We start from the raw sequence: 24,665 nt of genomic DNA, 5'->3' as shown, positions 1-24,665 counted from the left end.
ATTTTGGCAGATCTATGCAGATTAAAATTTAAAAAATCTGCTTAAATCTTTTTTTAATCTGCGTGAAAATTTACTCTCACAGATTTCGCAGATTTTATTTTAATCTGTGTAATCTGTGTAATCTGTGGCTAATAAAACAAATACAGATTATAAAAAAAATAATTCGTGAATTCGTGGCTATTCTCCTCTGTCAAGTCGTGGCTATCTTTTTATTTAACATTCTCTTTTTCTTTAAAAAATATGTTATCTCTACCTTTGCAATTCTATTTAAAATTGCACAATGAGAAAATTCACAACTCACTTTTTATCTTTTACATTTTTACTTCTTACTACTTTTTTACAAGCCCAAAATAGCAAAGAAAACTATGTAGTTTTAGTTTCTATGGATGGCTTTCGCTGGGATTACGGCAAACAATTCAATCTTCCGAATTTGAAGCAAATTGAAAAAGAAGGCGTTCATGCAAAATCAATGAAACCTTCATATCCTAGTAAGACTTTCCCAAATCATTATTCGATTGTAACAGGACTTTATCCAGATCATCACGGAATTATTAATAATGTTTTTTATGATGCTTCTTTAAATCAATCTTTTTCATTATCAAGCAATGCAAAAAATGATTCGAGATTTTATGGCGGAAATCCGATTTGGAATCTAGCTGAGCAGCAAGGTGTAAAAACAGCCTCCTTTTTTTGGCCGGGTTCTGATATTGACAAAAGAAATCCGAGTTATTTCAAAAACTACGACGGTAAAATTCCGTATGGCGCAAGAATCGATACCGTTATGAAGTGGCTACAACTTCCAGAAAAACAGCGCCCGCATTTGGTGACTTTGTATTTTGACGAGCCAGATCATACGGGTCATAATTTCGGTCCACTTTCGTCTGAAAATAAAAAAATGGTCATCAAGATGGATTCTATAATGGGTGAAATATCTCGAAGATTGGATCAATTGCCTATCGGAAAACAAATCAATTTAATCATCGTTTCAGATCATGGAATGGCCGATATTAGCAATGATAAAAAAGTAGCCGTTTTAGATTACTTAAAACCAGAATGGTTGGGTTATAAAGACGTAATCAATCCGATTATGAGTTTACAGGCAAAACCTGGCTATCAAGATTCTATTGCTACTGCTTTGAAAAAAGTGCCTCATATTAAATTCTGGAAATCGACCGAAGTTCCTGAAAGACTACATTACGGAACGAATCCGCGTGTTCATGATTTTGTTATTGAGGCCGATAAAGGTTGGAGTTTAGTAAGCAAAGAAAGTACACATATAAAAGGTGGAACTCACGGTTATGATAATAATGAAAAAGATATGCATGCTATTTTTTACGCAAAAGGCCCTGCTTTTAAAGTCAATAAGAAAGTAAAAACGTTTCAAAATGTTTCCGTTTATCCCTTAATTGCTCATATTCTTGGTCTACAAACGGGTGAAATTGATGGAAAATTGAGTGATGTAGAATCAATGTTGCGCTAAATTAGATAATGTGTCAATTTGATAATTTGATAATTTGACAATGATTATCAACCTGAGCGAAATCGAAGCGCGCTTCAATCGGCGCGTAGGCTTCGACTCCGCTCAGCCTGACAAAAACATAAAGACAAACAAAGTTTAGACCCGATAGGTTTTTTAAACCTGTCGGGTTTATTTTTTGATAACATATATAAATATTAAGTCATTATAAGTACTTAATTGACAAGCTTCACATTCCTTAAATTGTTTTGTTAAAACTTTAAAAATATTATGAATCTTTTAACCATTTTAGGACACTAATCCAATTAATTTTATAGCTACATTATAAGTATCATAATTGCCAAATATTTTCTATTTATGAAATTAATCATCAGGTTTTTTAGTTTTCTATTCTGCCTTCAATCTTTTGCACAGGCTATATCCAATCAAGACAAAATTACCAAATACCTTAATGATTATTTTTCTCAGGATCGCGAGGTTATTCATGTACAATTCAATAAAAATCTTTTTACAAATAATGAAGATATTGCCTTCAAAGGATATATTCTTAGTAAAAACTATAACATCCCGAACAGCAATACTACAAATGTTCAACTAATCGTTTATAATGGCGAAGACCAAATCGTTCAGAAACAATTACTTTTTGCGCAATATGGTGTTTTTTCTGGCGGAATTCATTTAAACGAAAAATTTAAATCTGGCAAATATCATTTTCATTTCTACACAAACTGGATGAATAATTTTAAGGAAGACGATTCCTTTAATGAGACAATCGAAATTATTGATAAAAACGTTCCGTATGCATTTCAAACCACTGAACCTAATTGGAAAACAGCAGAGGTAAACTTGTTTCCAGAAGGAGGAATTATCTTAAATGATATTATTAATACTATTGGAATTAAGATTACAGACTGCAATAAAATAGGAATAGAAGTAGCAGATGGAGTTATTTTGGATTCTAAATCAAATGAAATTACGCACTTTCGCACCAATCACACGGGAAATGGAGCTTTTTACCTAAGAGCCGATTTAAACGAAAAATATACCCTTAAAATAAATACTGATAAAGTAAAAATAACGCAGCCTCTAGGCAAAATTGCAGAAACTGGAGTTATTTTAAGTGCTCCTAATAATCCCGCTCGAAACAATTTGCTTGTTGTTCTAAAGACAAATGAAAAAGGACTTCAATTGTATCAAAATAAAAAATTCACCGTTCTGATTCAACAAAATGGAAATTCAATGCAACAAGAAGTCACCTTCAAAAACAATAAAACAGAGCAACCTTTTTATTTCGATAAAAAATATTTGCCAAATGGAGTAAATGTAATCAGAGTATTGGATGAAGATTTAAATGAAATCACAGAAAAGCTAACCTATATTGAAGAAAACAAGGTTCCTTCTACAACATTAGAAGCAAAAATAACATCTAATGACAGCATTCTATTATCTGGAAAAACCGATGTTAATAAAGCAGATTTAAGCATTAGCGTTCTTCCCGAAAAGAGCGTATGCTTCAATCAAAAAAAGACAATTTTAAGCACTTTTTACCTAAATGCCTATTTAGAGAAACCTGAAACTGATGCTTATTTTTATTTTAATCCAGAAAATAAAACTCGAAGACAAGACATAGAGTTATTGCTGTTAAATCAGAGCAGAGGAAAATATTTATGGGAAAACATTAAATCAGGTCCACCAAAAATTAGTTTTGAATTTGAAAAAGGGTTCGCCATAAGCGGAAAAGTAGAGAAAGAACTAAAACCGAATTCTAAGAACAAAATTTCTCTCGTTGCATTAAAAAACAGTCAATTTGATCAAACCAATATAGATCAGAACAATGATTTCAAATTTGAACATTTTTTCGCCCAGGATTCGACTGTTTTGGCATTACAAATGACCAATGAGAAAAACGTTGCTTTAACCACAAAAATAGAAGCACGAATAGCTCGAAATGAACCTCGATTTGTTTTGGGGACATCATTCGAAAAAACATTTTGTCCCATTTTAAAAACTTCTGAAAATGTTTTTAATTTTCCGCCACCTAAAACAAAAGCTAGCGAACTAAAAGAAGTTGCAGTAAAAAACACTTTCAAAAAAGAGGTTTTTACTCATAAAGACGACATGAGCCCTATGGCCAAAGCTTTTAAATTTGATGGCACGGAATTCAGAACTGTATTGAGTTTTCTATCTTCAAATGGTTATGAAACTGGCATTAATCCAACTGACTTTAGCGTATATATAAAAGAAAGAAGAAGTTCTTATCTTGGCGAATCTGGAAAATCTCCAAATGTATATATTGACAATTTTTTAGTATTCGATTTCAATCAACTCTTCAACCTTACATTAGATGAAATAGATGAAATTTATATTGATCAGACTGGAAGTTCTGACACTTCTACCATAGGACATGGTACAATTAAAATTTTCATGAAAACAGGACAAAAAAACAATTATTTCAAACCAAAATTCACAACATTTATTGTAACAAAAGGCTTCGCAAAAGATTTTAATTATAAAACAGCTCCATTTGAAAATCAAGATGAATTTAATTATTTCGGCACATTGGGCTGGATACCAAACATTGAGTTAAATGATCGTTCCGATTATCAAATTAAAATTCCAAAGAATCAGCAAAAAGAAATACAGGTTTTAATTGAAGGTTTTACTAATGACGGACAACTGATTTCAGAAGTTAGAAAAATTTCGGTTGGAGGAGTTTTTTAATGTGGCAATTTGAAAATGTGACAATTAGATAATTTTAGTGATGTTTTATAATTGTAGAAGCGCCAGTAATATGGCTTATACACAACGACAAGACAATTCTCTAATTCTCACATTTTCTAATTCTCTAATTATCAAATTGGCACATTGTCTAATTAACTAACCACTTTATAAGTTGGATCTTCAATAACATTAACATTTATAACCGCATCAGCATTTTTCAGCAATTGCCTGCAATCGGCACTTAAATGCTGTAATTCTACTGTTTTATTGAGCTGATTGTATTTCTTAGTCAGATTATTTAAAACTTCTATTGCCGACATATCTGAAACACGGCTTTCTTTAAAATCTATTACAATATGATTGGGATCGTTTTGAATATCAAACTTTTCTAAAAAAGCTGCTGTAGATCCAAAGAATAACGGCCCATAAATTTCGTAGTGTTTTATTCCGTTTTCATCAATATAATGTCTTGCACGAATTCGCTTAGCACTTTCCCAAGCAAAAACCAAAGCCGAAATAATTACGCCAATTAAAACCGCCAAAGCCAGATTATGCAACACAATGGTGATTACAGCCACTAGAATTCCAACAAAAATATCGTGTCGTGGCATTTTATTAATAATCCTGAAACTTGCCCATTCAAAAGTTGTAATGGCCACCATCATCATTACACCAACTAAAGCCGCCATTGGCAGTTTCCCGATTACTGGAGCCCCGAAAAGAATAATCAATAAAATAGTGAGTGCTGCAATAATTCCCGAAAGTCTGGCTCTTGATCCTGCACCAAGATTTACTAAAGTCTGTGCAATCATTGGGCAGCCTCCCATTCCGTAAAAAAAGCCGTTTAAGATGTTTGAGCTTCCTTGTGCGATACATTCTCTGTTGCTATTTCCTCTTGTTCCAGTAATTTCGTCAACTAGATTCAGCGTAAGCAAACCTTCCGTTAAACCAACAGCCGCAACAATGACCGAATACGGAAATATCACTTTTAAAGTTTCAAAAGAAAGTGGAATATTCGGAATGTGAAACGGAGGAAATCCGCCTTGAACCGAAGCGATATCTTCTACTGTTTTGGTTTCAATATTAAAAACAATTACCAAAGCAAAAACAACCATAATGGCTACTAAAGATGCTGGAACCGCTTTTGTAATCTTCGGAAAAATTAAAACAATCGCAATAGTCAAAGCGACCAAACCCAACATAATATATAGCGGAGTTCCTTGAAGCCAAGAAACCTGTCCGTTTACAACTGTTTTAAACTGCTCCAACTGCGACATAAAAATCACAACTGCTAAACCGTTTACAAAACCAAACATAACGGGCTGCGGAACTAACCGAATAAATTTCCCAAGTTTAAAAAGTCCGATACAAATCTGAACGACACCGCCAAGAGCTACTGCAGCAAAGACATATTCAATTCCATGCGATTTCATTAAGGCGATCAAAACAATGACCGTTGCTCCTGCTCCGCCCGAAATCATTCCAGGTCTTCCGCCAAAAATAGCCGTAACCAATCCTGCAATAAAAGCGGCATATAAACCAACCAATGGTGGAAATCCAGCCAAAATAGCAAACGACAGCGATTCTGGAATCATAGTCATTGCAACAGTTAAACCTGCTAAAATTTCGTTTTTATAGTTAACTTTCTGGCTAAAATCGAAGAGTTGGAATGCTTTTTTCATGGGCACAAAATTAGAAAAATAATATGCAAAAAAGCACAAACCTTTTCGTAATGAAAAAGCAGTAATGATAGAAGAATTTAAACAGCTTGATTAAGTTAGCTGTTCTAAAAGAAAAAGGAAAATCGAAAGTATAAAACCGATCATTTCTGTATTTAATTTTAAATTAAAATATTATGCAAAATACTTACAAAAAAAGCAAATACAGCTGCGTACTTTTACCTAATTTACTTTTGAAGTTATTTTAAATTTATTCTAATCTTATGCAAGTATAGCCTAAATGCGAAACATGATTTACGACGTTATCATACTGCAAATCAAAACCTTCAATTCTTAAAATTTTATCGCAGTCTTCCAAATCAAAATTAATTTTATATTCTGGAAAATGCTTTTGCATCATTGCGATGACATGATCTCGATCAGATTCATTCTGAACATTTGTTTTAAAAATCTCCACGATCATATCGGCATCTTTTAATTCTTTAAACTGGTACATTTTTATTTTTTTTAAAAGAGTATAGAAATTCGAATTCAAAAATAAAGGAGAAACCTCTATTTTAACAGCAATTTTATACCAATGGCGTACGATTTATACGAATGGCGTTGGTATAAATTTTTCTTTATAAATACTTACAAACTATACGATTGTATTATTTTTGCCACTATGACAATTGCAAAAATCTACCAGAATTTTTTTCTACGAAACCTAATCGTAAACACACTTGTTTATTTAGTTATTTTCGCCTGTATTTATGATGAAGTAAAACTCGACGGGCATAGCTGGACTTTTATTCTCAGCAAAATTGCCATGGGCTATTTTCCGTGTATTGTCTGGATTACGATTTTTAACATCTGCATCATTAAGCCTTTTTTATTTCATAAAAGGTTCAAAATCTTTTTCACGCTTCTAGCAGTATATTGGACTTGTTTTTATTTCTTCATGAATTGGTTCCTCCCGCTTGTGGAGCTAGGAAATTTAAAAGCCCTTCAGATTGTATCGCTTATTATAAACGGCTGTTTTTTTTATTTCCTGCATATTGTTATTAGCAAAAAAATGAGCCAAGCCGATAAAGATATTATGAATTTCAAATCGGAACTTTCGTTTTTAAAACAGCAGCTGAATCCGCATTTTTTATTAAATGCAATGAATAATCTTTACGGAGAAGCTCTAGCAGAACCAGAAAAAGTTCCAGATCGAATATTGAATCTTTCAGACATGTTGCGTTATCAGATTGAAGCTTCTAAGAAAGATTATGTTTTAATGCAGGAAGAAATTGCGTTTATAAAAAAATACATTGAATATTACACCTTTAGAAACGAAAGACTAGCTGTAACGCAAAAAATTGAAGGCGTTCACGATCAAATCGAAATTCCGCCTTTGTTCTTTCTCCCTTTGGTAGAAAATGCAGTGAAGTTTTCTGCCGAAACTGCCGAACCTTTTATCAATCTTGATTTGAAGGTAAATTGCCGAAGCGTTACTTTTACCTTAAAAAACAATTATCTCGATTCGGGATCGCGACTTTCGAGCACGGGAATCGGAATTGAAAATCTAAAAAGACGTCTGGAAGTATACCGCCTAAAACACACTTTGAGCTGTAAAAAAGAGAAAGATATGTTTATCGTAAAATTGAATATATGGCACTTACCTACCGCTGTCTAATAATTGATGACGAATCGCCGGCACACAAAGCCTTGATTTCGCATATTTCTAAATTTGACGAACTGGAACATTCTGGAAGTGCTTTTAATGGTATGGAAGCCATAAAACTGCTCAACGAAAACCAATACGATATTATTTTTCTAGATATTAATATGCCCATAATTTCGGGTGTAGAATTAATGGAACTTCAGCCCAAACGCCCCATTACGATTGTGACAACGGCTTATTCTGACTTTGCGCTTTCGGCCTACCAAAACGATGCTATTGATTATTTAATGAAACCTATTTCGTTCGATAAATTCTCAAAGGCAATAGAAAAAGCCAAAACGTATCATTCCGGAAATAATCTTAAAAAAGAAAACAGCGACGACGAAAAAGTGCTTTCTTACCGCTCGAACGGACAAGTAATTGAAACACCTCTTTCTGATATTTTGTACATCGAAAGTCTGGGAAATTACATGAAATTGTACAACTGTAAATTAAAATCTCCAATTGTTATTTACGGCTCGCTTGCGAGTATAAGTGCCGAAATTGATTGTGCGCATTTCCTTCAAGTTCACCGATCTTATATTGTAAATACGACTAAAATTTCTGCTGTTACTGCTAAGAATCTCACAATGTCAAATGGCGATATTATTCCTGTGGGAAGGAAATATCAGATTCTGCTGAACAACTTGTCAATGAGATAATCTTTTTTAATGAGATAATTTGTCAATTTGGATAATTAGATAATTTTTGAAAAGCTCAACTTTTTTAAAGTTGGGCTTTTGTTTTTTACGGGTTTGCAAAATGCGTAGAAGTACTTGCTGAGGAATTTTTATTTATTGGTATAATTGTTTGGCAACAATATGCACTTACAATAGTTTGTTTATTGGTTAACAAGTTAACATAAATAAGACTAATTTCATTTAGAAACATTACAAAAAAAGCAAAAATTATGGCTAAACTAGAAACAAAAAAGGAAGACAAAGAAGTAGAAAAAGGATTGACAGAAACTAATTCTCTTAACAATACTGCTCCTAATAATGAAGAAAAAGAGAATCAAGAAGAGAAAGAATTAAAAGAATTTGATGTTATAAAATCTTTAATTGAGGCTTATGAAGATGAGGCAACTAATTCATTAATAAAAATATATCAGAAAAATTTCAAAGGCTATCTAAATCAAATTGTAAAAAAATCATCTATAGCAAAAAAGTATAATTTTGTCTTTTTATTTGATAACACAACAATGTTAAAAAGTGACGCAGATAAAATTTATGATGCAGTTACTAGTTTTGACAAATCTAAACCTGTCTTGATGGTATTGCTATCAGGAGGTGGTGTTCCTGGTTCGGCTTACTTAATTGGAAAATTATGTCGTGAATATTCAAATGGAAATTTTATCACTGTTGTACCAAGGCATGCAAAATCAGCAGCTACTTTACTGTGTTGTGCCGCTAATGAAATTCATATGGGAAGTCTTAGTGAACTTGGCCCAATTGATCCTCAAATAAACAATTTACCAACGCTAGGATTAAAAAATTCTATCGAACATATTGCACAATTAGTTGCTGAAAACCCAGAAGCCTCTGAAATGTTTGCTCAATATTTAAATATGTCTATAGAACCAATTCAAATAGGTTATTATGAAAGAGTAGCAGAATCCGCCACACAATATGCCGAAAATCTGTTAAATACACATAAAGAAAATTTACCTAAGGAAGCTAGTCTAATTGCAAATGAACTTGTTTATAAATATAAAGATCATAGTTTTGTAATTGATAAATCTGAAGCAGAAAAAATATTAGGAAATAAAATTGTGAAACATAATACTCCAGAATATGAATTTGGTAATTCGATCTATCAATATCTTGATTCCTTACAAACTATAGCTGAATACACAAATCGAAATTTTTATTTTATAGGAGGACTAAACTCTGATTCCACTTTACTAAAAAGAAGATAGAACAAGACAACAAACTAATTTAAATCAATTAAAAACAATTAATGACAGAACAAGAAGTTAAGTATAAAGAAGAACAAATAAAGAGAATGAAATCTTTTGTTATTGGCTCTAAAGATGTCTCTGGAGATCTTATAAAAAAAATTTTCTCTCAATCAGATGAATATGTAATTTACGAAATAAAAACCCCTCATATTTCTGACAGTATCAAGATACAAATTGACTCAATTATTGAAGAAGATGAAACTTTAAGTAAAAGATTTGACAAAATTCGTCTAAAGTATAATCAAGTTAAAGGGTTGCTATATAAAGTTAATGATAACTCAATAAAAACTAGAATTGCTCATATTTTATCACAAGGATTAGCTTCAGATGCCACTTCATGCAATAGCGAATTTGACAATCTTATAAATGAGATAAATACAAATTATAAGGACCAATTCACTCATCGCTTAAGCTATATTGTAACAATTATGATATTAACTTTAATTAGTATATCATTATCAGTTTTAACTTATGGTTATAATTATTTTAAAAACACACCAATAATAATTGAACTAATTTATTTAATATCGGCAGGTTGCCTTGAGGGCTTTATATCTGTTTCAAGAAGATTAAATACAATGATTTTTGAGAAAGATGTACATCGAAGTATTTATATAATATATGGGATAGAAAGAATCTTCATTTCCATATTAGGTTCAATTATTATATTTTTCAGTATAAAGTCAAATTTAATATTTGGCTTAGTTAACGAACTTGACAAGCCTCTTTATGGGTTTATAGTTTTTGGTGTTTTAGCTGGTTTCAGTGAAACTTTAATCCCAAATCTTCTGATAAAATTAGAAAATAACAAAACTGATTAATAACATTTTTCTTTTAAAAAAGTTTATATACTTCTACGAGAACACCTAAAAATAAAAAAAGAGACTTTAAAAGTCTCTTTTTTTTTGTTTTTATAATATTTTATAAAATCCTATTTCTCTTTAAGCAACTTTTCCAAATAAGAAATTTTCTCTTTTTCCGATTCTAATAAACGTTCATAAAGTTTCTTATTTTCATCATAAGATTCAATCAGCTTTTCGATTGGATTGAATGTTGGGTGAAATTGAAATAAAGCAGAATTATCGTGATTAGTAACTGTATTACCAATAATATTAAAAACGGCTTCATCACTAAAATTCTTGATAGTCTCTGCAGAAACGCCTAAAACTTCGGCAATTTTATTTAGTCTTTCGTCATCGATGGTTTCACTTCCCTCAATATTAGAAACAGATTGCTGGCTTACTCCGATAGAAATAGCAAGCGCTTCCTGTTTCATACCTCTAAGCTCTCTAATTCGGCTGATATTTCTGCCAATATGTTTTGGTTTTGTTGCTGTGCTCATAATTCAAAGATATTTAAAATTCTTTAAAGTTTTTTATTTCAATAAAAACACCTTTTTATCAAACAAAAGTATCGTTTTTCTCACAACTAAAAAAGCAATGCACATTTCCTTTTTGTACTAAATCTAATACAAGACCAAAACTTCGTATGCCTAGTAATTACAGGGATTTCAGATTTTAGCAATCATTATTTTTATTTGTTTTAAATCAATGCCAATTGTATAAAATTGGGATTTTGTGAATTATTTTCTTAAAAAAAATCGTAAACCAAGAAACTTTTCTTACTTAATTATTTAAATTCGCGCCAACCAAACCATTAAGCTACTTACAAACCAATGAGCATTTTTAATTTTTTTAGAAGATCAGATACAAAATGTCCGAGATGTCTTGGAAAAAGATTTGTTGATTGGGATGATATCCGCCGTTTAAACCGTCAATTAAAATGGGTTCCAGCGCCTTGCGCATACTGCGATGCAACAGGAAGAGTGCCCAAAGAACTACTCTCTAAAGTTGCTGTCGACTGCATGTATCTCACAATTGATTTACCAGAATCTGTAATCGAAAAAATAAAAGAAGGCGATCTAGAAACAGTCGAAAAAGGAAAACAGCGCGAACATTTTGTAGATCATCTTATAGAATATGCAGAGCATCATTACCTCGCTCAAAATCTTGATGCCGAAAGTATTGCTAATCTCTATTTAAACTTCGAAGCCGAAAAAGCTCCTTTTGCAGTTACTAAAGAAGAATTAATAAAATATATTCAAGGTGTAATCGAATTAAAGAAATCGGTATTGCAATAACCTTTGCTTTCTAACTATTCAAAATCTTTGATCATTTACAAAAACAGGTATAAATACTCGTAGCCATCATTTTGTTTTGTGCTAATATTGTAGTGAATAATTTTTAGTTTAGGCAAGGTTTTCTAATAGAGAGCTTTTTAATTTTTTGTCACTTTTTTTTTGGAACAGAAAGTGGAATTTCAAATCGCTGGTACCGATTGGAAATTTCACTTTTTTTTGTTTACCTACTTAATCATTTTTTACCGCAAAGAGTGCTAAGGATAACGCAAAGTTCACAAAGTTTTTTTTGAGAAGTTTTTGATCACGCAAAGCTTTATCTACACAAAGCTTTGCAAATTTTATTTCAACATAGCCCGTGGTTTCAACCACGGGACACAATCCATATCACAACACATCTCTGAGCATTCCCGAGGTTGAAACCGCGGGCTATATTTGAATTTTAGACAACAATTAAAATCTTTTTTAAAACACAAAGTGCACAAAGTGCATTTCTGTCTAGCTTTGCGAGCTTTGCGGTTTTATTAAGTCTCTCCATTAAAAATTCTTAGCGCGCTTTGCGTTAAAAAAACATCACGCATAAAGCCTAAAATCAAATTTCAGGCAGTATTTTTGCGTTCTGTAAAAGCCAAGAAATTAAGTCCGCATGACTAGAGAACATTATATTCCGTTTAACAAAGAATTCTTACTCGAACAGCAAATTGCTGCGTTTGCCGAAAATGCACAAAAGGCTGATGATTTTAAAAAGCTATTCGAAATTATCGAACATTATTATCATTACGAATCTTTTAATCTTAATCGAAATCTAAAACAGCATTACGCGCTTTATGATCCCGATTTAAGCGAAAAAGAACGTGAACAGTTTATCAATAAAAGCGATTTTCCCGTTTTTAAAGAAACATTGCTGAAAGTTCTCGAGCGTGGTAATTATTACAGAATTAATCAACAAGCTTTAAACGATGCTTTTAACGAATCTGATTTGATTGGATTGCATCTTTCTATCGATTTTAATGCTTTTAAAGATTTCGAACTTTATGCACGCGGACATCATAAAGCGAAAGAAAAAGTCAAAAAATACTTTTTCTGGACCAAAGAAGTCGAAATTGAATATTATGATCGCGTCTTAATTTACCTCAATTACAGCGAAGCAGATTATCTGAAAGCAAAGAAAGTCAAGTTAGGTAAAATGCCAATTGATCCGGGTTCTATTGCTCTGAAAATTTTTAAGCGCGTTCCTAAAAACGATCTTGAAACTATTTTCCCGAATGCCATTCCGAAAATGTCTCTTAAAGATAAATTACTGCTTTGGGTTCCAGGTCTTTTTGGCGGACTTTCTTTATTAAGCGCCAAAGTAATTCCAGCATTGATTAATATGTATGAAGCTTATCAGACTGGCGAAACCATCGATTTATTAAACAGTAAAACTTCCTTAAATCAAGGTTTAATTGCGTTAGGAATTTTAGGTGCTTATTGTTTCCGTCAATACAACAACTTCGTAAACAAGAAAATCAGATACTCTAAAACGCTTTCTGACAGTTTGTATTTTAAGAACGTCGGCAACAATAGCGGTGCGTTTTATTCTTTACTAAATTCTTCAGAAGAAGAAGCCTTGAAAGAAACTATTCTTGCTTATACATTTTTACACGAAAGTGAAGAATCTTTAACAGCTGAAGAACTAGACAATCAAATTGAATCTTGGTTTAAAACCAAACTAAACACCGATTTAGATTTTGACGTAAACGATGCTTTATTGAAACTAAAAAGTATAGGATTAGGAACAGAAACTAACGGAAAATGGGACGTGATTCCGTTAAATGAAGCGCTTATCGCTATTGATGAGTTGTGGGACAATGTTTTTCAATACAACCAAAATGCAAATGCTCTAAAATACTAAAAATGTATACTTACAAATGTTCTTGCTGTGGCGAAGTTTTTGACGAAATGCCTTTGTGTTTTGGAAACGAATTTCCTGCTTATTATTTTGCTATTCCGCCAGAAGAAAGAGAAAAACGAATTGAATTTGGAGGAAATTGGTGTTATGTAGATGAAGAACATTTTTTTCATCGTGGAAGACTAACAATTCCGATAATCGACTATCATGAAGATTTAGTTTTTAATGTATGGACAACGATAAGCGAAGATAATTTCTGTCTTCGAATGGATTTATGGGAAGATCCAAACAGAATTCACCAACAGCCTTACTTTGGCTGGATGCAGACTGATGTTCCTACTTATGGCAAAACTATATCCCTAAAATCAATCGCCATTGAACAAGGTTTAGGATTAATTCCAGAAATAAAAATGATTGAAGAAAATCATCCTTTAACCTTAGATCAGGAAAACGGAATTACTTTAGAAAAAGCCATTTCGATTGTAGATGAAATAATGAAAATTCAGCACGGTAAAAGCTAAAAGAAATTTTATTAGATTTACGCATCTAACCCTAAAACCACAAACAATGAGAACATTAGACCAATGGTTTGCAGAATATGCCGTAAGTCATCAGAATCCAACCAATAAAACGATTCATTACATTTGCGTTCCCGCAATTTTCTTTTCTATCGTTGGCTTGTTAATGAGTATTCCAAGCGGAATTATTACCAATACTTTAAACCTAAATTTACCTATTATCGAAAACTGGGCTTTTGTGGTTCTGCTTTTTGTATTGGTTTTCTACATTAGATTATCGGTTGCAATGGCGATTAAAATTGCTTTGTTCTCGGGAATCTGCTTAGTTATCAATTATTATATCGGACAAGTTGTACCGTTGTGGGCATTCTCAATCGGCGTTTTTGTTATTGCTTGGATCGGACAGTTTTACGGGCATAATATTGAAGGCAAAAAACCTTCTTTCTTAAAAGATCTTCAGTTTTTATTGATTGGTCCGGCTTGGGTTGTTGAGAATTTATTTTCTAGAAAATAAATCGTTTCGAAATAATGTCACCCTGCGACCAATAATTAAAAATAAGGATTATCCTATTTTTTGAAATAAAAATGTACTTTTGATATATCTAAAATAAAATTATGATAGAGTTAATCTGGGGAATACTAAACATTGCACTTGTTTTAATGCTTATTATTTTTAGTGCAAAAAAAGCAGCAGAGATTCGTAAAAAAGTTGGCTTATCCGTTGCCATTCTCTTTTCTTTTTTTGCTTTATCTTTTATTACAAGACCAAGCAATGAACAAAAAGATAAAAAATTTGAATTTGAAAATAGCGAAACCGAAAAACAATCTTCAAATCGCAATACCTACCTTTCAAAAACTACTCTTGAAGATGATCTCTTTTCAAAAATCGAATTGTACGTTATCTGCGATGGCGAAAATGCTCGTTCAGCATTGATTCCAAGAACTGGATACTCTTTTGGTACAGAATGGTCTACAGAGTACATTACTATAAATAAAACAGAACAGAAAAACACCTTTGAATATCAGGCAGGAGGAACTAGAAAATGGATACTTCTTGGTATTCACATATATTCAGAGTATAAAGAATTTAGCGGAATAAGCAAATTTAAACCCACTTTATAATATTCTTTAAATTCTTAAAAAATATAAGGACAAGGAAGAGAATTTTATCTTTTTTGTCCTTTTCATTTAAAAAAGCATTTCTAAATAGTTTAAAATTCAATCTATAAAGCGAAATCTGAAACATCTTTAACAACCAACAATCTAATTATGGAAAATAAAAACCAACCTATTACATTTGTCTTTTGGATAGTAGCCATCATTTTAGGCATCACTTTATACAAGCAATTTGACTTTCAGAATCTAAAATTTGAGAATCCAGCAATGGCAGTTATTTATAGCATTGTCTTTGTATTTTCGGTTTATTATATCATTAAAAATTCCAAAAAACAGCCAAAGTAAATATCTTGCGAGACATCCGCACAGATTTATAATTTTAAAAGCGCATTTCTTTAATAATTAAAAGAATGCGCTTTTAGTTTGTATATTACTTTTCACAAAATCCGACTGAATCATAAAAAAATTGAATAATCAAATTTATTTAATGTCCCAATAGCTTATTCCATTTTTCCAAACACTCATTCATCTGATTTGTTGCTTTCTCTTTATCTTTAGAATCAGTTATTTTGTCTATAAACTGTCTTGTTTCCTCATGCCACTCCGAAAATTCCTTTTGATATTTTTGTCCAATTGCAGTATTAGCATGAATTGAATTTGCCTTACATTGATTATAGAGCATTTTGAATTTTATAAATTGGACATCTAATTCCCGATGACTTAAATCCGAAGATGTTCCCGCTGTTACTGGTTTTAATTTCTGTCTTTTTTCAGCTTCTTTTATTTTTTCAAGAAACGTATCTCTATCTGTGGGCTTTTGTGTAAAAAATGCAAGAATTGTGGAAACCACCAGTAAGCAAATGGCAATCTTCACAAACGTTTTGCCTTGACCAATTGCTTTTTTCCAAATATAATAAGCATAACAAACCAAGCCACTTCCTAAAATAATAATTCCAATTGCAAGACCTATATTACCTGCTAAAGTGTACAAAAGAGCCAAAATACGGGGAATATAATATTCTGACTGAGGTCTGAAGTAGGTAATTCCAAAACCAACAAACATACTGCCTATTAAGCAGATAGTCACAGCTTTAATTTTTTCAATTTTCGATAGTATTTTTTCTCTATCCATAATATGATTTTTTTAGTTATAAATAATCTGAAAAAGTATTATAAACTTAGCAGTTCATTGGTAAGTATATTCATTGGTTTTTTATCATGGATAAATACAGCCCATAAATAATTTTCCATATTAAAATTTGGAGGCAAACTATCATTGGAAAAGTTTGTACTTGCCAAAAATGTATCACCTTGACTTCCTAATGACAAGGGTACAGGGCATTGCAGCCCTACAGCATAATGACCTGTCTTACTGTCTCTCACTTTATGATAAATATCTTTTTCCAAGTCGTTCTGAGGGGGCGTTCATCATACAACAATCGTATCACATTATATCTTACAGCATTTATGTACTCAGCATTCTGCGCAAGTGATGGATTGGCAGCATACACAAAAACGGCTAGTCCATACCCGTCTTTTTCCAAAAGACGACTCCAATAAGTACAAAATCCTATATATGATAAAGGAGCTTTGCTAAGTATTTCAATTGTTTTCTGCCTTTCTGTTTTTTTTATTATTTGCAGAGAAAGAATTGCAGATACTGCAAAACCAGCCATTACCATAAAATACATTAGAGGCGATCCAAAAGCCAAAAGTATCAATGTAAAAATTCCTGATATCACTCCTAATATTGCACACCATAAAACTATTTTATACAAAGTTGTCTCAGGAGTAATCTTTTTTTGCCAATTGCTGGGTATAATTCTTGGTGTTTGAAATAAATTTTCGATTGTTGTCATGTTTGCTTATTTATTTTAAATTTTTAGAATCAAATCTTTGGGTGACATCGAGACTCTAAAAGAATTAAATTTTATCCTTAAAAATTCTTATGTTCCTTGTCAGGAAATGTTTTTTTGTTGACTGTATACTTGTGCCCAATAAATTTTAAAAAACGAATTTGTCACTATTCACAACGCAAAGATGTTTTTGTTGCTCCTCCCGATTTTGAAGACACACTTTCTTCTGGTGCTTCAAAAAAATAATCAATGTAAATCGTGTTTACCTTTACTGATTGATTTGGTTTAATAATCTCATTTTTTTCTCCTTCCTCCGGTGAATTATTCCCGTAATAATGGTATTCAAATACTAAGTTTTTAGCGGAGTTGTTAAAAATGTATGTTTTTTTTCCGTAGCTGATTTCAACACCGTTTTTATTAGTTGGAAACAATACAACTTCCTCCTTGTAATCATTACAGTTCAAAACAGTTACTATTTTTGGCGTGTACCAATTGACTGGCAGTAGTGCTATCAGTAACACAATCCGTATGGCATCAAATACGCTACCAGATTGCTTTTGCTTTTTTATAAAATGCACGTACAATGGCTTAAGAAGTATTACAAATGCAATGATTCCTAAAATGAGAAAAAAGGTGTTTTGAGATACAATCATGTTTGTTAATGTTTTAGTATAGTAGAAATAGAATTTTGCATTGAATGTCTTTTGGCAATATTCCCCATAAAGTTTTTTATAAGTGCCAAAAACTTAATAAGCCCTGTTTATTCATTAAAAAATAGGCTGTATTATAATTTCCTGTTTCGTTGTTTCAAATTGTCATTAAGTTCCAATATCGTCGGGGTAAAAATCATTGGCATGTGACTGATCTCTTTGAGATGTTTGTTTATAATCTGGCTATACCTCCGCTCTACCATGAACCGAAGTTTCAACGCATTTGAAAGACCTTTTAAAGTGTAGTGATATTCGGCCTCTCCTTCTTTGCCCCGACTTATTACATAAGTATCTTCTACTTTAACTTTATTGGCTTTTTCGAAACTAGCAATAAATTCCTCTCGAGTTGGTGTATTTTTCCACTGAGAATCTGGCGGACAGCAAACAGAACCATAACTTTCACTAAAAAAGATCTTATTCTTATTGGCAATGACATTGTCATAAGATGCAAATTGCATTTTTGGAAAACCACTGCCTCCCATTATGACCAAACTATCCTTTTTGGTTCCTACGTTCTCCCGGGAAAAAGAGTAAACAATGGAGCTAGCTATCGGTTCTGCACAGTAAACACCTCTAGGGAATTTTTGACGAGACATTTCCTTGTAATATGGCCAATTGGGAACTATAACGATTATCTTTGAAAAATCGGGATAAATATGTTGCAAAAGATTTAGAGGTATCTCTGTCTGAACAAAAATCACAGGTATTTTCATCGATTTTGGAATAGTCACGTCAAAAAGATAATCAATGCCATTTGTCGTCACATTTTTGTCCGACACTTCAATAACATTTTTGAATTCCCTTTCGTGAATAGTTTGGGAATAGCCGTTTGCTCCCGCCAACAGAAAAACCAAGATTATCATTATACTCCATTTTGTGTTTACACCTTGGGGCATGTGCTCAAGTACAAATAACCGTTTGAACCTCGCAGTAAAAAAATTAAACATTTCCTCGTTCATATTTATTTATAAAATCGTCATACCAAGACAAATGGACTTCTTTACCATTGTTTAACGTTATCAGCGTATTAACATAAAAAATTGCTCTTTCTTTATTTTTAAGTAAAACGTAACATGCGGCAATGTTTATTAGACACATTTTTCTGACGTTGATTTTTGAAGTTGTTATCAAAAAGACATATCGATAACGATCAAGTGAGGGGTATTTCTCAAAATGCTGATAAGCCTTTTCAAATAATTCTATTGCTGACTCGTATTGATTATTTTTTAAAAGCTTCAATCCTTTTTTGAAAGTAGTCATATTCCAATAATGCTGAATAATAATTGTAAGCATGAAACTGAAATGTCCTATCCAAATTGATCTAAATAAGATCTGTCGATTGAACACAGTACTGCCACTAATAAAATACAATGTCACTATTGCGATTAAAATAAAAACAAGATTTATTCCAATCTGGATCAACAAACCGGTAAGCGAAGTTCTACGATGTATTGCTATTGAGACCATGTCATGTTTTTAGCTGGCTTAACAACTGAAGAATAGAACAGCCTATCGATTAATTCCAATAAAATCGCACGGAATGATTTTTTATCATATTTTTCAGATTCTTTCCATTTTAATATTAAAACTTCTGTGGCAATCGCTTTCATGACTTTTGAATTGATGTTTTTCTGTGATAAATGTCTAAGACATTCATGCAAATATGGAATGAGGCAAATGATAAATTGCAATCTTTAAATACATCCCCTCTTTTCATTTTCCTTTGTTTAATTAATAAAAATATGTTCGCCATCTGGTAGCAGTAAATATTTGTTAAAGTTGGTATTGATTTTTTTAAATCATCTTCAAATCGAAAACCTCTTCCTAAGAAATCTAATATGTTATTTGAAGCTCCAAACAATAGAATATTTCAATTGATATTTTTAATTAATAATGAACGAATATTCTTTCAATTTATTTTCTAAAAATAAAAATATTGTAACCAATAATTTCAAAATTTTCAGCCCGAGAGTATTCAAAATTTTCTATAACACTAATTCGTTACTATTTAAAACTTTCGAACTTTAAGCTGCCGCAATACAATTTCATTTTTCTTTATTTACAGACCTTTTCCATGACCAAAAACATCCTCTCCATTTTTTATTTGACACCAATCATAACTTTTACTCTATAGCTATCAACCTCTCTTTTGCCTTTTTCATTTCTGCTATTTACAGTTAAATAAGTGATTAAAATATGATATTTATTACTATCTATCGATTGAGTGATTTTATTATTGCCTCTTGCATTCGATCTGATATCATTATTTTTATTTATAAAATCAATAATTTTTAAAGGAAAAACATCTTTATTAATTTTTAATTCGATTCCGTAATACTTTTTCTTTGATTCAATAGAATAACTTTCTCCATCGATTTTAATACAATCCTTGCATTCAAAATCAGCATTATTTGAAGCAACAGAGAAAGACATATCATAACCATGAATATTTTCTATTATACCGTCGTTATCATCAATATAATAGAAATAATAAGTTTCAGCACGCACATCTTTTTCGGTTTCATAACTCCATCTGTATTTATACCCCAAAGCCTTCATTATATCAGAATCACTAGGTGATTTATTTTTTTTAAGAAGTGCTTCAAGTTTTGTTTTGGCATACGGCATCATAATTTCCACTCCGTAATTTTCTCCTAAAAAAGTGACTATACTGCTTAAATCTTTTTCCTGTTCAAAATTCAATTTATTAGAAGAAGACATTTTCATGTAAGTTGCAAATCTGGAAAGCTGACTATTCATCGAAACAGAATTAGCACTTTGTGGTCCCACAATAGAAAGTAAACCTACCAAACACATACTTATTGGTATGAATTTGATTTTAGGATTTTTTTTAATTAAAAAATACAATACCACAATTGAAAGCCAAATTGACAATAAAAGAACATAATAGCGTTCATGTGTAATACCGTAAAAATTGATTCGGTATAAAATTGCCCAAAAAAGCAATCCCAGTAAAGGAATGAGCAGAAAATAAAACCAACGATTAAATGTTCTCATCCACAGATTTCCTGTTTTGGTAGCAATAGGAAGAACCAGTAAAAAGGACAGAATTCCTACAATAGCAAACACCAAAACGAGATATGAAACCCAACCAACAGGCAAAGAAAACAGAATCAATATTTTAGCTTCGTAACATATTAAAATTGTCAGATACAGACTTATTAAAGGCAATAAAACATATTGAGTAAAGTTTTTGAGTCCTTTTGGATAATCAAGAACTAAAGATTCTTTGTTGTAGTTGATTTCTGGAACTCCACTCAAGAAAAAAACCGTATTAAAGATTCCAGCAATAACTAAAAAGACATGAAAATAAATTTTATCGTTAAATTCAACATTGAACAATTGATCTACTGCCAAAATTGCCAAAGCCAATCCTGAATACAAAACAAAACTGTACAAAACAGAGGTCAAAATTCTGATGAAAAGGCGCTTATTAAACTCCCAAAACTCATCTTGATCGTAAGTTCTCAGCAAAAATCCGGAAAACGAAACCAATAAATGTAAAGCAATACCAAGTACAAAAAATTGTTGAATTTCTACACTTGTAATGTCTTCATGAAAATTAAAAACAAATAACACAATCAAACCTCCAAGGACAACACTTGCTAAGAAATGCAGTAAATTGCCTTTTCTTGAAGCTAAAAAAAACAGACTGACAGAAAGGAATAATGCCAAACATAAACAACAAGACATTATTCCTTTTACATAGAGATCTCTTTCTTGAAGATCATGGCTTAATTCAATTAGGATAATAGCCAATGTAGTTCCCGTAATCGAAATTAAAATTTCTAATGGAAACCTAAGAATTGTTTTTTTTGTTGCATTTAAAACATTTTGTAATGATGGTAATTTACTCATTTTTATTTTGATTATTTTTTATATGGAATTCAAATAGTTACCCATGCTTAATTAACTAAACTGGTAATTTTACAATTAAAATTACAAATCACTTGTAGTACAACATTTTCAAATAAACGGCAATAATCATGTAATTTTTCTTACTATTTTAAAATTATACATACTGAAATAGCGATTTTTTTTATCTATCATTATTTCAGCACGAGACACCTTTCATGCAGAACGTTATTCTCCCAAAGCTTGGTGCTTCACCTTAGGTCGGGAGGTCGGGAGGTCGGGAATTAATTTAACATAATATCGGAACGAATAAAAAATCGAGAAACTTTGCTCAGAAAGATCAATTTTGGGGCAGCTTAATCTCTAAAGCCAACAACTTTAGATTTATTTTTTACTAGACTAACGTATAATATTAGCATCTCTTCTAAATCTGTACCCCTAATTTTTATTCCTACCGTAATTGAATTTTTTGGTGTGAAATTATCTGTCGGATGTAATTCATTTTCTATTATAATCGTTTGAAACTTGGGAACTTTTCTTTTGCCTTTATCTTCAATTATATGCTGATAGATTTGTTTAAGATTGTCATGACTGACTATAAGCTTTTTTCTTTCCATATAGAATGGAAAATCTGAAATTTCCATTAGTTTATCCGTTTCTCCTTTGTATATTTCCGTAAACCAAAGGCTTGCTGTTTCAATTACGGTCTTTTTTTGTCCTGAAGATAAATTTTGTTCTAAATCGTTTTGAGCAACGAATTTTAATGGTAAACAAAGTATTAAAATTATAATTAGTGGTTTCATAAATTAGATAAAAGTGTTTTTTTTTAAAATACACATAACGTATTATGGTTCAATTATGTATAAGATCTTTAATGCAACAATTCGATTGAATTGCAATTAGTATACTCATTCAAGTAAGGAGATAATTTCTCTAAAATTATTTTTCCGTGCGATTTGAATTGGTGTTTTTCCATAAGAAATATCATCTCCACAATCAAAAGTTTCGGGTTTGTTTTTATCTGCATTTTTGTTTGTTAAATATTTTACCATCTCCAAATTATTTTTTTTAATGGCAATAATCAATGCTGTTTCTCCATCACAATTATTGTTATTCAATTCATCTTTCGTTAGATTTAATTTATTAAGTGCTTCGTAATCAGATTTAATCACTGCTTGTTCAAAAAACCAAAGTTTTCCTCTTACATCTCCTTTTTCCTGATTTGCCCCATTAAGCAATAACAATTTTGTCGCATCGTAGAACTGATTAAATCCTGCTTTATTGAAGGCTTCATTATTTTTAATATCACAACCATTTTCAATCAAATATTTCAAAATTTCTAATCTGCCATGTTCAGAAGCATCAACAATCAACGGCTCTTTTGGGTTATTAATTTTTGCTCCGCCTTCTACAAATAGTTTTGCTAAATATGAATTATCCGATGACCTAATCAATGCTTCTAAGGGTGTTATCTTATTTGTAGGTTCATAGTTTGCAGGAAATTTTGTTTCCAGCATTTGTATAACCTTTTTGTCGTCTTTATCAAAGATTGCCTGATAAAACTCATCTACAATTTCATCAGTTGGTATCGGGGTTTTTGTGATTTTCTTCGTGATTGGAGTCAATTTTACTTTTTGTTTTTCAATTATTTTATTTGATGATTTGATTGATTTTTCTGTTTTGTTTTCGCATGATTGCAAAAGAAATATTGTTGTCGATAGTACTATTAATAATAACTTTTTCATTTATTTTGTTCGTTTTTAGAAAATTTTTGTTGAGCAAGTTGAGCAATCTCTATTTATTTGAGCGTTGGCATTTAGACAGAAAAATGTGATTAGTATAAAAATTACTTTTTTTGATTACTTTCAAAAATTTCAATTCACCAATGGTTTTCATCATTTTATTCAAAAATCTTTGTTTGTTTTACACGGTTTGTTGTGAAATTACTATTAATGGATACTTTAAGATGAAATAAATCGAATTTCAAAAGCCTATATTATTACTAAATTTCATTTGAAAAACTACCCTTAAATTTTATACTTCAGCCTATCTGGCTCAATATTCTTTTTTACTATATTTTAATAGTTATATTTTTTGTTTATAGGTTTGTATTCATCCTTTTTATTTTCAGGAAATTGTATTTGCACTTGTTTTTGCTATATAATCTTTCTGCCCTTCGTATTCTTAGTAGTTGTGAGATATTTTGGTGAATAGATTTCGCTGTTCTCAAATCTGAAAATTTGTTTCAATTCCTTCTGTTCTAACTTTCATTTTAATCTTCAAATCTTTCCATCAGCCATTTATACTCTTCGTTGGTCATCGGAAATTGATAACCCAAGAGTAAACATTGCATATTAAGCCACATTTCGTATTTCATATACAATTTAAATTCCATCAATATGTCTAAATTTTCGGGAAATAATTCTTTTTTTCTTTTTAATCTATTGTTAATCTTGTCTTTTAACATTTTCAAATTTTCTGCTGATATCTTTTTAATGGATGGCATTTTCTTTACCTGTTCTAACGAAATATTTCTTGTCAGATAAAAACACAATGCTTTTTCTAAATTAACGGGTTGGGAAATAAACTTTTCTACCTGTTCTTTATTAACGAAAACTGTATCGACATACATACATAATGCTTTATTGTCTTCAATAAATTGCAATACTGTTACGCCATTGTCTTTTCCTCCATCAGATTTAATAAAAAAATAAATATTTTCTTTTGTAGTGCTTTGCAAAGGCTCTGCAAATTCTTTTATTTCATTAGTTTCTTCATTAACACCTGATATTTTCAAACCTTTTTTATTCTCTACTTTAATCGCTATAAGAGTTTTGTTTAACTCTTTATCAAAAAGCCTGTATAATCCAGTTTCCTGAGAATGAGAAACGTTAAAAAAAAACAAAACTGTCAGGGACATAAGGTATTGTTTCATGTGCTTATTATATTTTTAATAAAATAAATTTGTTTAATTGTTTACTAATCCGCAGCCCTTTTTAAGAAACACAGGATCAACGTCAATAGTTTTTACATACAA

Annotated in this window: 26 protein-coding genes; 12 read left to right on the top strand and 14 right to left on the bottom strand. The window is 31.3% G+C overall.

Annotated features, from left to right (window positions below; genetic code table 11):
* Positions 1 to 280: 280 nt before the first annotated feature.
* Both AC5ZCW_RS14880 and AC5ZCW_RS14875 read left to right on the top strand, forming a co-directional pair.
* Complete coding sequence (locus AC5ZCW_RS14880) at positions 281 to 1,480, top strand: alkaline phosphatase family protein (protein WP_496120696.1); 1,200 nt, start codon at positions 281 to 283, stop codon at positions 1,478 to 1,480.
* A 354-nt stretch (positions 1,481 to 1,834) separates the two neighbouring features.
* Positions 1,835 to 4,198, top strand: coding sequence for a hypothetical protein (locus AC5ZCW_RS14875; RefSeq protein WP_496120695.1), 2,364 nt, complete (start codon positions 1,835 to 1,837; stop codon positions 4,196 to 4,198).
* A gap of 152 nt (positions 4,199 to 4,350) precedes the next feature.
* Here the strand turns inward: AC5ZCW_RS14875 and AC5ZCW_RS14870 are convergent, their stop codons facing one another.
* A complete protein-coding gene (locus AC5ZCW_RS14870) occupies positions 4,351 to 5,880 on the bottom strand; it encodes a SulP family inorganic anion transporter (RefSeq protein WP_496120694.1) in 1,530 nt (509 codons plus the stop codon).
* A 247-nt stretch (positions 5,881 to 6,127) separates the two neighbouring features.
* The gene (locus AC5ZCW_RS14865) at positions 6,128 to 6,373 is read right to left on the bottom strand and encodes a hypothetical protein (protein ID WP_496120693.1); all 246 of its coding nucleotides are present in this window, start codon (positions 6,371 to 6,373) and stop codon (positions 6,128 to 6,130) included.
* An 81-nt stretch (positions 6,374 to 6,454) separates the two neighbouring features.
* Between AC5ZCW_RS14865 and AC5ZCW_RS14860 the strand changes: the two genes are divergently transcribed.
* The 4 genes from AC5ZCW_RS14860 to AC5ZCW_RS14845 all read left to right on the top strand — a co-directional run bounded on the left by AC5ZCW_RS14860 (position 6,455) and on the right by AC5ZCW_RS14845 (position 10,345).
* On the top strand, positions 6,455 to 7,537 hold the full coding sequence (locus AC5ZCW_RS14860) for a sensor histidine kinase (protein WP_496120692.1): 1,083 nt from the start codon (positions 6,455 to 6,457) through the stop codon (positions 7,535 to 7,537).
* Positions 7,513 to 8,226, top strand: coding sequence for a LytR/AlgR family response regulator transcription factor (locus tag AC5ZCW_RS14855; RefSeq protein ID WP_496120691.1), 714 nt, complete (start codon positions 7,513 to 7,515; stop codon positions 8,224 to 8,226). The genes AC5ZCW_RS14860 and AC5ZCW_RS14855 overlap by 25 nt, the downstream gene beginning before the upstream one ends.
* A 248-nt stretch (positions 8,227 to 8,474) precedes the next feature.
* Positions 8,475 to 9,482, top strand: coding sequence for an SDH family Clp fold serine proteinase (locus AC5ZCW_RS14850; RefSeq protein ID WP_496120690.1), 1,008 nt, complete (start codon positions 8,475 to 8,477; stop codon positions 9,480 to 9,482).
* A gap of 41 nt (positions 9,483 to 9,523) precedes the next feature.
* Positions 9,524 to 10,345: a hypothetical protein gene (locus tag AC5ZCW_RS14845; RefSeq protein WP_496120689.1), complete on the top strand. Its 822-nt coding sequence runs from the start codon at positions 9,524 to 9,526 to the stop codon at positions 10,343 to 10,345.
* A gap of 110 nt (positions 10,346 to 10,455) precedes the next feature.
* On the opposite strand, the gene AC5ZCW_RS14840 is transcribed toward AC5ZCW_RS14845, so the two are convergent.
* The gene (locus AC5ZCW_RS14840; RefSeq protein ID WP_496120688.1) at positions 10,456 to 10,866 is read right to left on the bottom strand and encodes a helix-turn-helix domain-containing protein; all 411 of its coding nucleotides are present in this window, start codon (positions 10,864 to 10,866) and stop codon (positions 10,456 to 10,458) included.
* 333 nt (positions 10,867 to 11,199) lie between these two features.
* Between AC5ZCW_RS14840 and AC5ZCW_RS14835 the strand changes: the two genes are divergently transcribed.
* From AC5ZCW_RS14835 to AC5ZCW_RS14810, 6 genes are all read left to right on the top strand, one after another.
* The gene (locus AC5ZCW_RS14835; protein ID WP_496120687.1) at positions 11,200 to 11,664 is read left to right on the top strand and encodes a hypothetical protein; all 465 of its coding nucleotides are present in this window, start codon (positions 11,200 to 11,202) and stop codon (positions 11,662 to 11,664) included.
* A gap of 643 nt (positions 11,665 to 12,307) precedes the next feature.
* A complete protein-coding gene (locus AC5ZCW_RS14830) occupies positions 12,308 to 13,555 on the top strand; it encodes a TMEM143 family protein (RefSeq protein ID WP_496120686.1) in 1,248 nt (415 codons plus the stop codon).
* 2 nt (positions 13,556 to 13,557) lie between these two features.
* Positions 13,558 to 14,073 carry a DUF2199 domain-containing protein gene (locus AC5ZCW_RS14825; RefSeq protein ID WP_496120685.1) on the top strand — a complete coding sequence of 172 codons (516 nt, stop codon included), beginning with the start codon at positions 13,558 to 13,560 and terminating at the stop codon, positions 14,071 to 14,073.
* Between the two features lie 46 nt (positions 14,074 to 14,119).
* Complete coding sequence (locus AC5ZCW_RS14820) at positions 14,120 to 14,584, top strand: Mpo1 family 2-hydroxy fatty acid dioxygenase (protein ID WP_496120684.1); 465 nt, start codon at positions 14,120 to 14,122, stop codon at positions 14,582 to 14,584.
* A 101-nt stretch (positions 14,585 to 14,685) separates the two neighbouring features.
* A complete protein-coding gene (locus tag AC5ZCW_RS14815; protein ID WP_496120683.1) occupies positions 14,686 to 15,192 on the top strand; it encodes a hypothetical protein in 507 nt (168 codons plus the stop codon).
* 147 nt (positions 15,193 to 15,339) lie between these two features.
* Positions 15,340 to 15,531: a hypothetical protein gene (locus AC5ZCW_RS14810; RefSeq protein WP_496120682.1), complete on the top strand. Its 192-nt coding sequence runs from the start codon at positions 15,340 to 15,342 to the stop codon at positions 15,529 to 15,531.
* 139 nt (positions 15,532 to 15,670) lie between these two features.
* On the opposite strand, the gene AC5ZCW_RS14805 is transcribed toward AC5ZCW_RS14810, so the two are convergent.
* From AC5ZCW_RS14805 to AC5ZCW_RS14755, 11 genes are all read right to left on the bottom strand, one after another.
* A complete protein-coding gene (locus AC5ZCW_RS14805) occupies positions 15,671 to 16,318 on the bottom strand; it encodes a hypothetical protein (RefSeq protein WP_496120681.1) in 648 nt (215 codons plus the stop codon).
* Positions 16,319 to 16,356: 38 nt separating this feature from the next.
* Positions 16,357 to 16,569, bottom strand: a complete 213-nt coding sequence (locus AC5ZCW_RS14800) for a hypothetical protein (protein WP_496120680.1) — start codon at positions 16,567 to 16,569, stop codon at positions 16,357 to 16,359.
* Positions 16,566 to 17,045, bottom strand: a complete 480-nt coding sequence (locus AC5ZCW_RS14795; RefSeq protein ID WP_496120679.1) for a hypothetical protein — start codon at positions 17,043 to 17,045, stop codon at positions 16,566 to 16,568. Before AC5ZCW_RS14795 ends, AC5ZCW_RS14800 begins: the two co-directional genes overlap by 4 nt.
* Before the next feature lie 164 nt (positions 17,046 to 17,209).
* Positions 17,210 to 17,695 (bottom strand): hypothetical protein, encoded by a 486-nt coding sequence (locus AC5ZCW_RS14790; RefSeq protein WP_496120678.1) that lies wholly within the window; start codon positions 17,693 to 17,695, stop codon positions 17,210 to 17,212.
* 131 nt (positions 17,696 to 17,826) lie between these two features.
* Positions 17,827 to 18,615, bottom strand: coding sequence for a hypothetical protein (locus tag AC5ZCW_RS14785; protein ID WP_496120677.1), 789 nt, complete (start codon positions 18,613 to 18,615; stop codon positions 17,827 to 17,829).
* 76 nt (positions 18,616 to 18,691) lie between these two features.
* Positions 18,692 to 19,045: a tetratricopeptide repeat protein gene (locus AC5ZCW_RS14780; RefSeq protein ID WP_496120676.1), complete on the bottom strand. Its 354-nt coding sequence runs from the start codon at positions 19,043 to 19,045 to the stop codon at positions 18,692 to 18,694.
* Between the two features lie 161 nt (positions 19,046 to 19,206).
* A complete protein-coding gene (locus AC5ZCW_RS14775; protein WP_496120675.1) occupies positions 19,207 to 19,362 on the bottom strand; it encodes a hypothetical protein in 156 nt (51 codons plus the stop codon).
* Positions 19,363 to 19,852: 490 nt separating this feature from the next.
* Complete coding sequence (locus AC5ZCW_RS14770; protein WP_496120674.1) at positions 19,853 to 21,631, bottom strand: DUF4153 domain-containing protein; 1,779 nt, start codon at positions 21,629 to 21,631, stop codon at positions 19,853 to 19,855.
* Between the two features lie 353 nt (positions 21,632 to 21,984).
* Positions 21,985 to 22,431 (bottom strand): hypothetical protein, encoded by a 447-nt coding sequence (locus AC5ZCW_RS14765; protein WP_496120673.1) that lies wholly within the window; start codon positions 22,429 to 22,431, stop codon positions 21,985 to 21,987.
* Positions 22,432 to 22,536: 105 nt separating this feature from the next.
* The gene (locus AC5ZCW_RS14760) at positions 22,537 to 23,373 is read right to left on the bottom strand and encodes an ankyrin repeat domain-containing protein (RefSeq protein WP_496120672.1); all 837 of its coding nucleotides are present in this window, start codon (positions 23,371 to 23,373) and stop codon (positions 22,537 to 22,539) included.
* A 527-nt stretch (positions 23,374 to 23,900) separates the two neighbouring features.
* Positions 23,901 to 24,563 carry a hypothetical protein gene (locus AC5ZCW_RS14755; RefSeq protein WP_496120671.1) on the bottom strand — a complete coding sequence of 221 codons (663 nt, stop codon included), beginning with the start codon at positions 24,561 to 24,563 and terminating at the stop codon, positions 23,901 to 23,903.
* Positions 24,564 to 24,665 lie beyond the last annotated feature (102 nt).

Source organism: Flavobacterium sp. PLA-DH12 (genome assembly GCF_059511845.1).
This window is presented reverse-complemented; position numbering and strand designations above follow the sequence as displayed.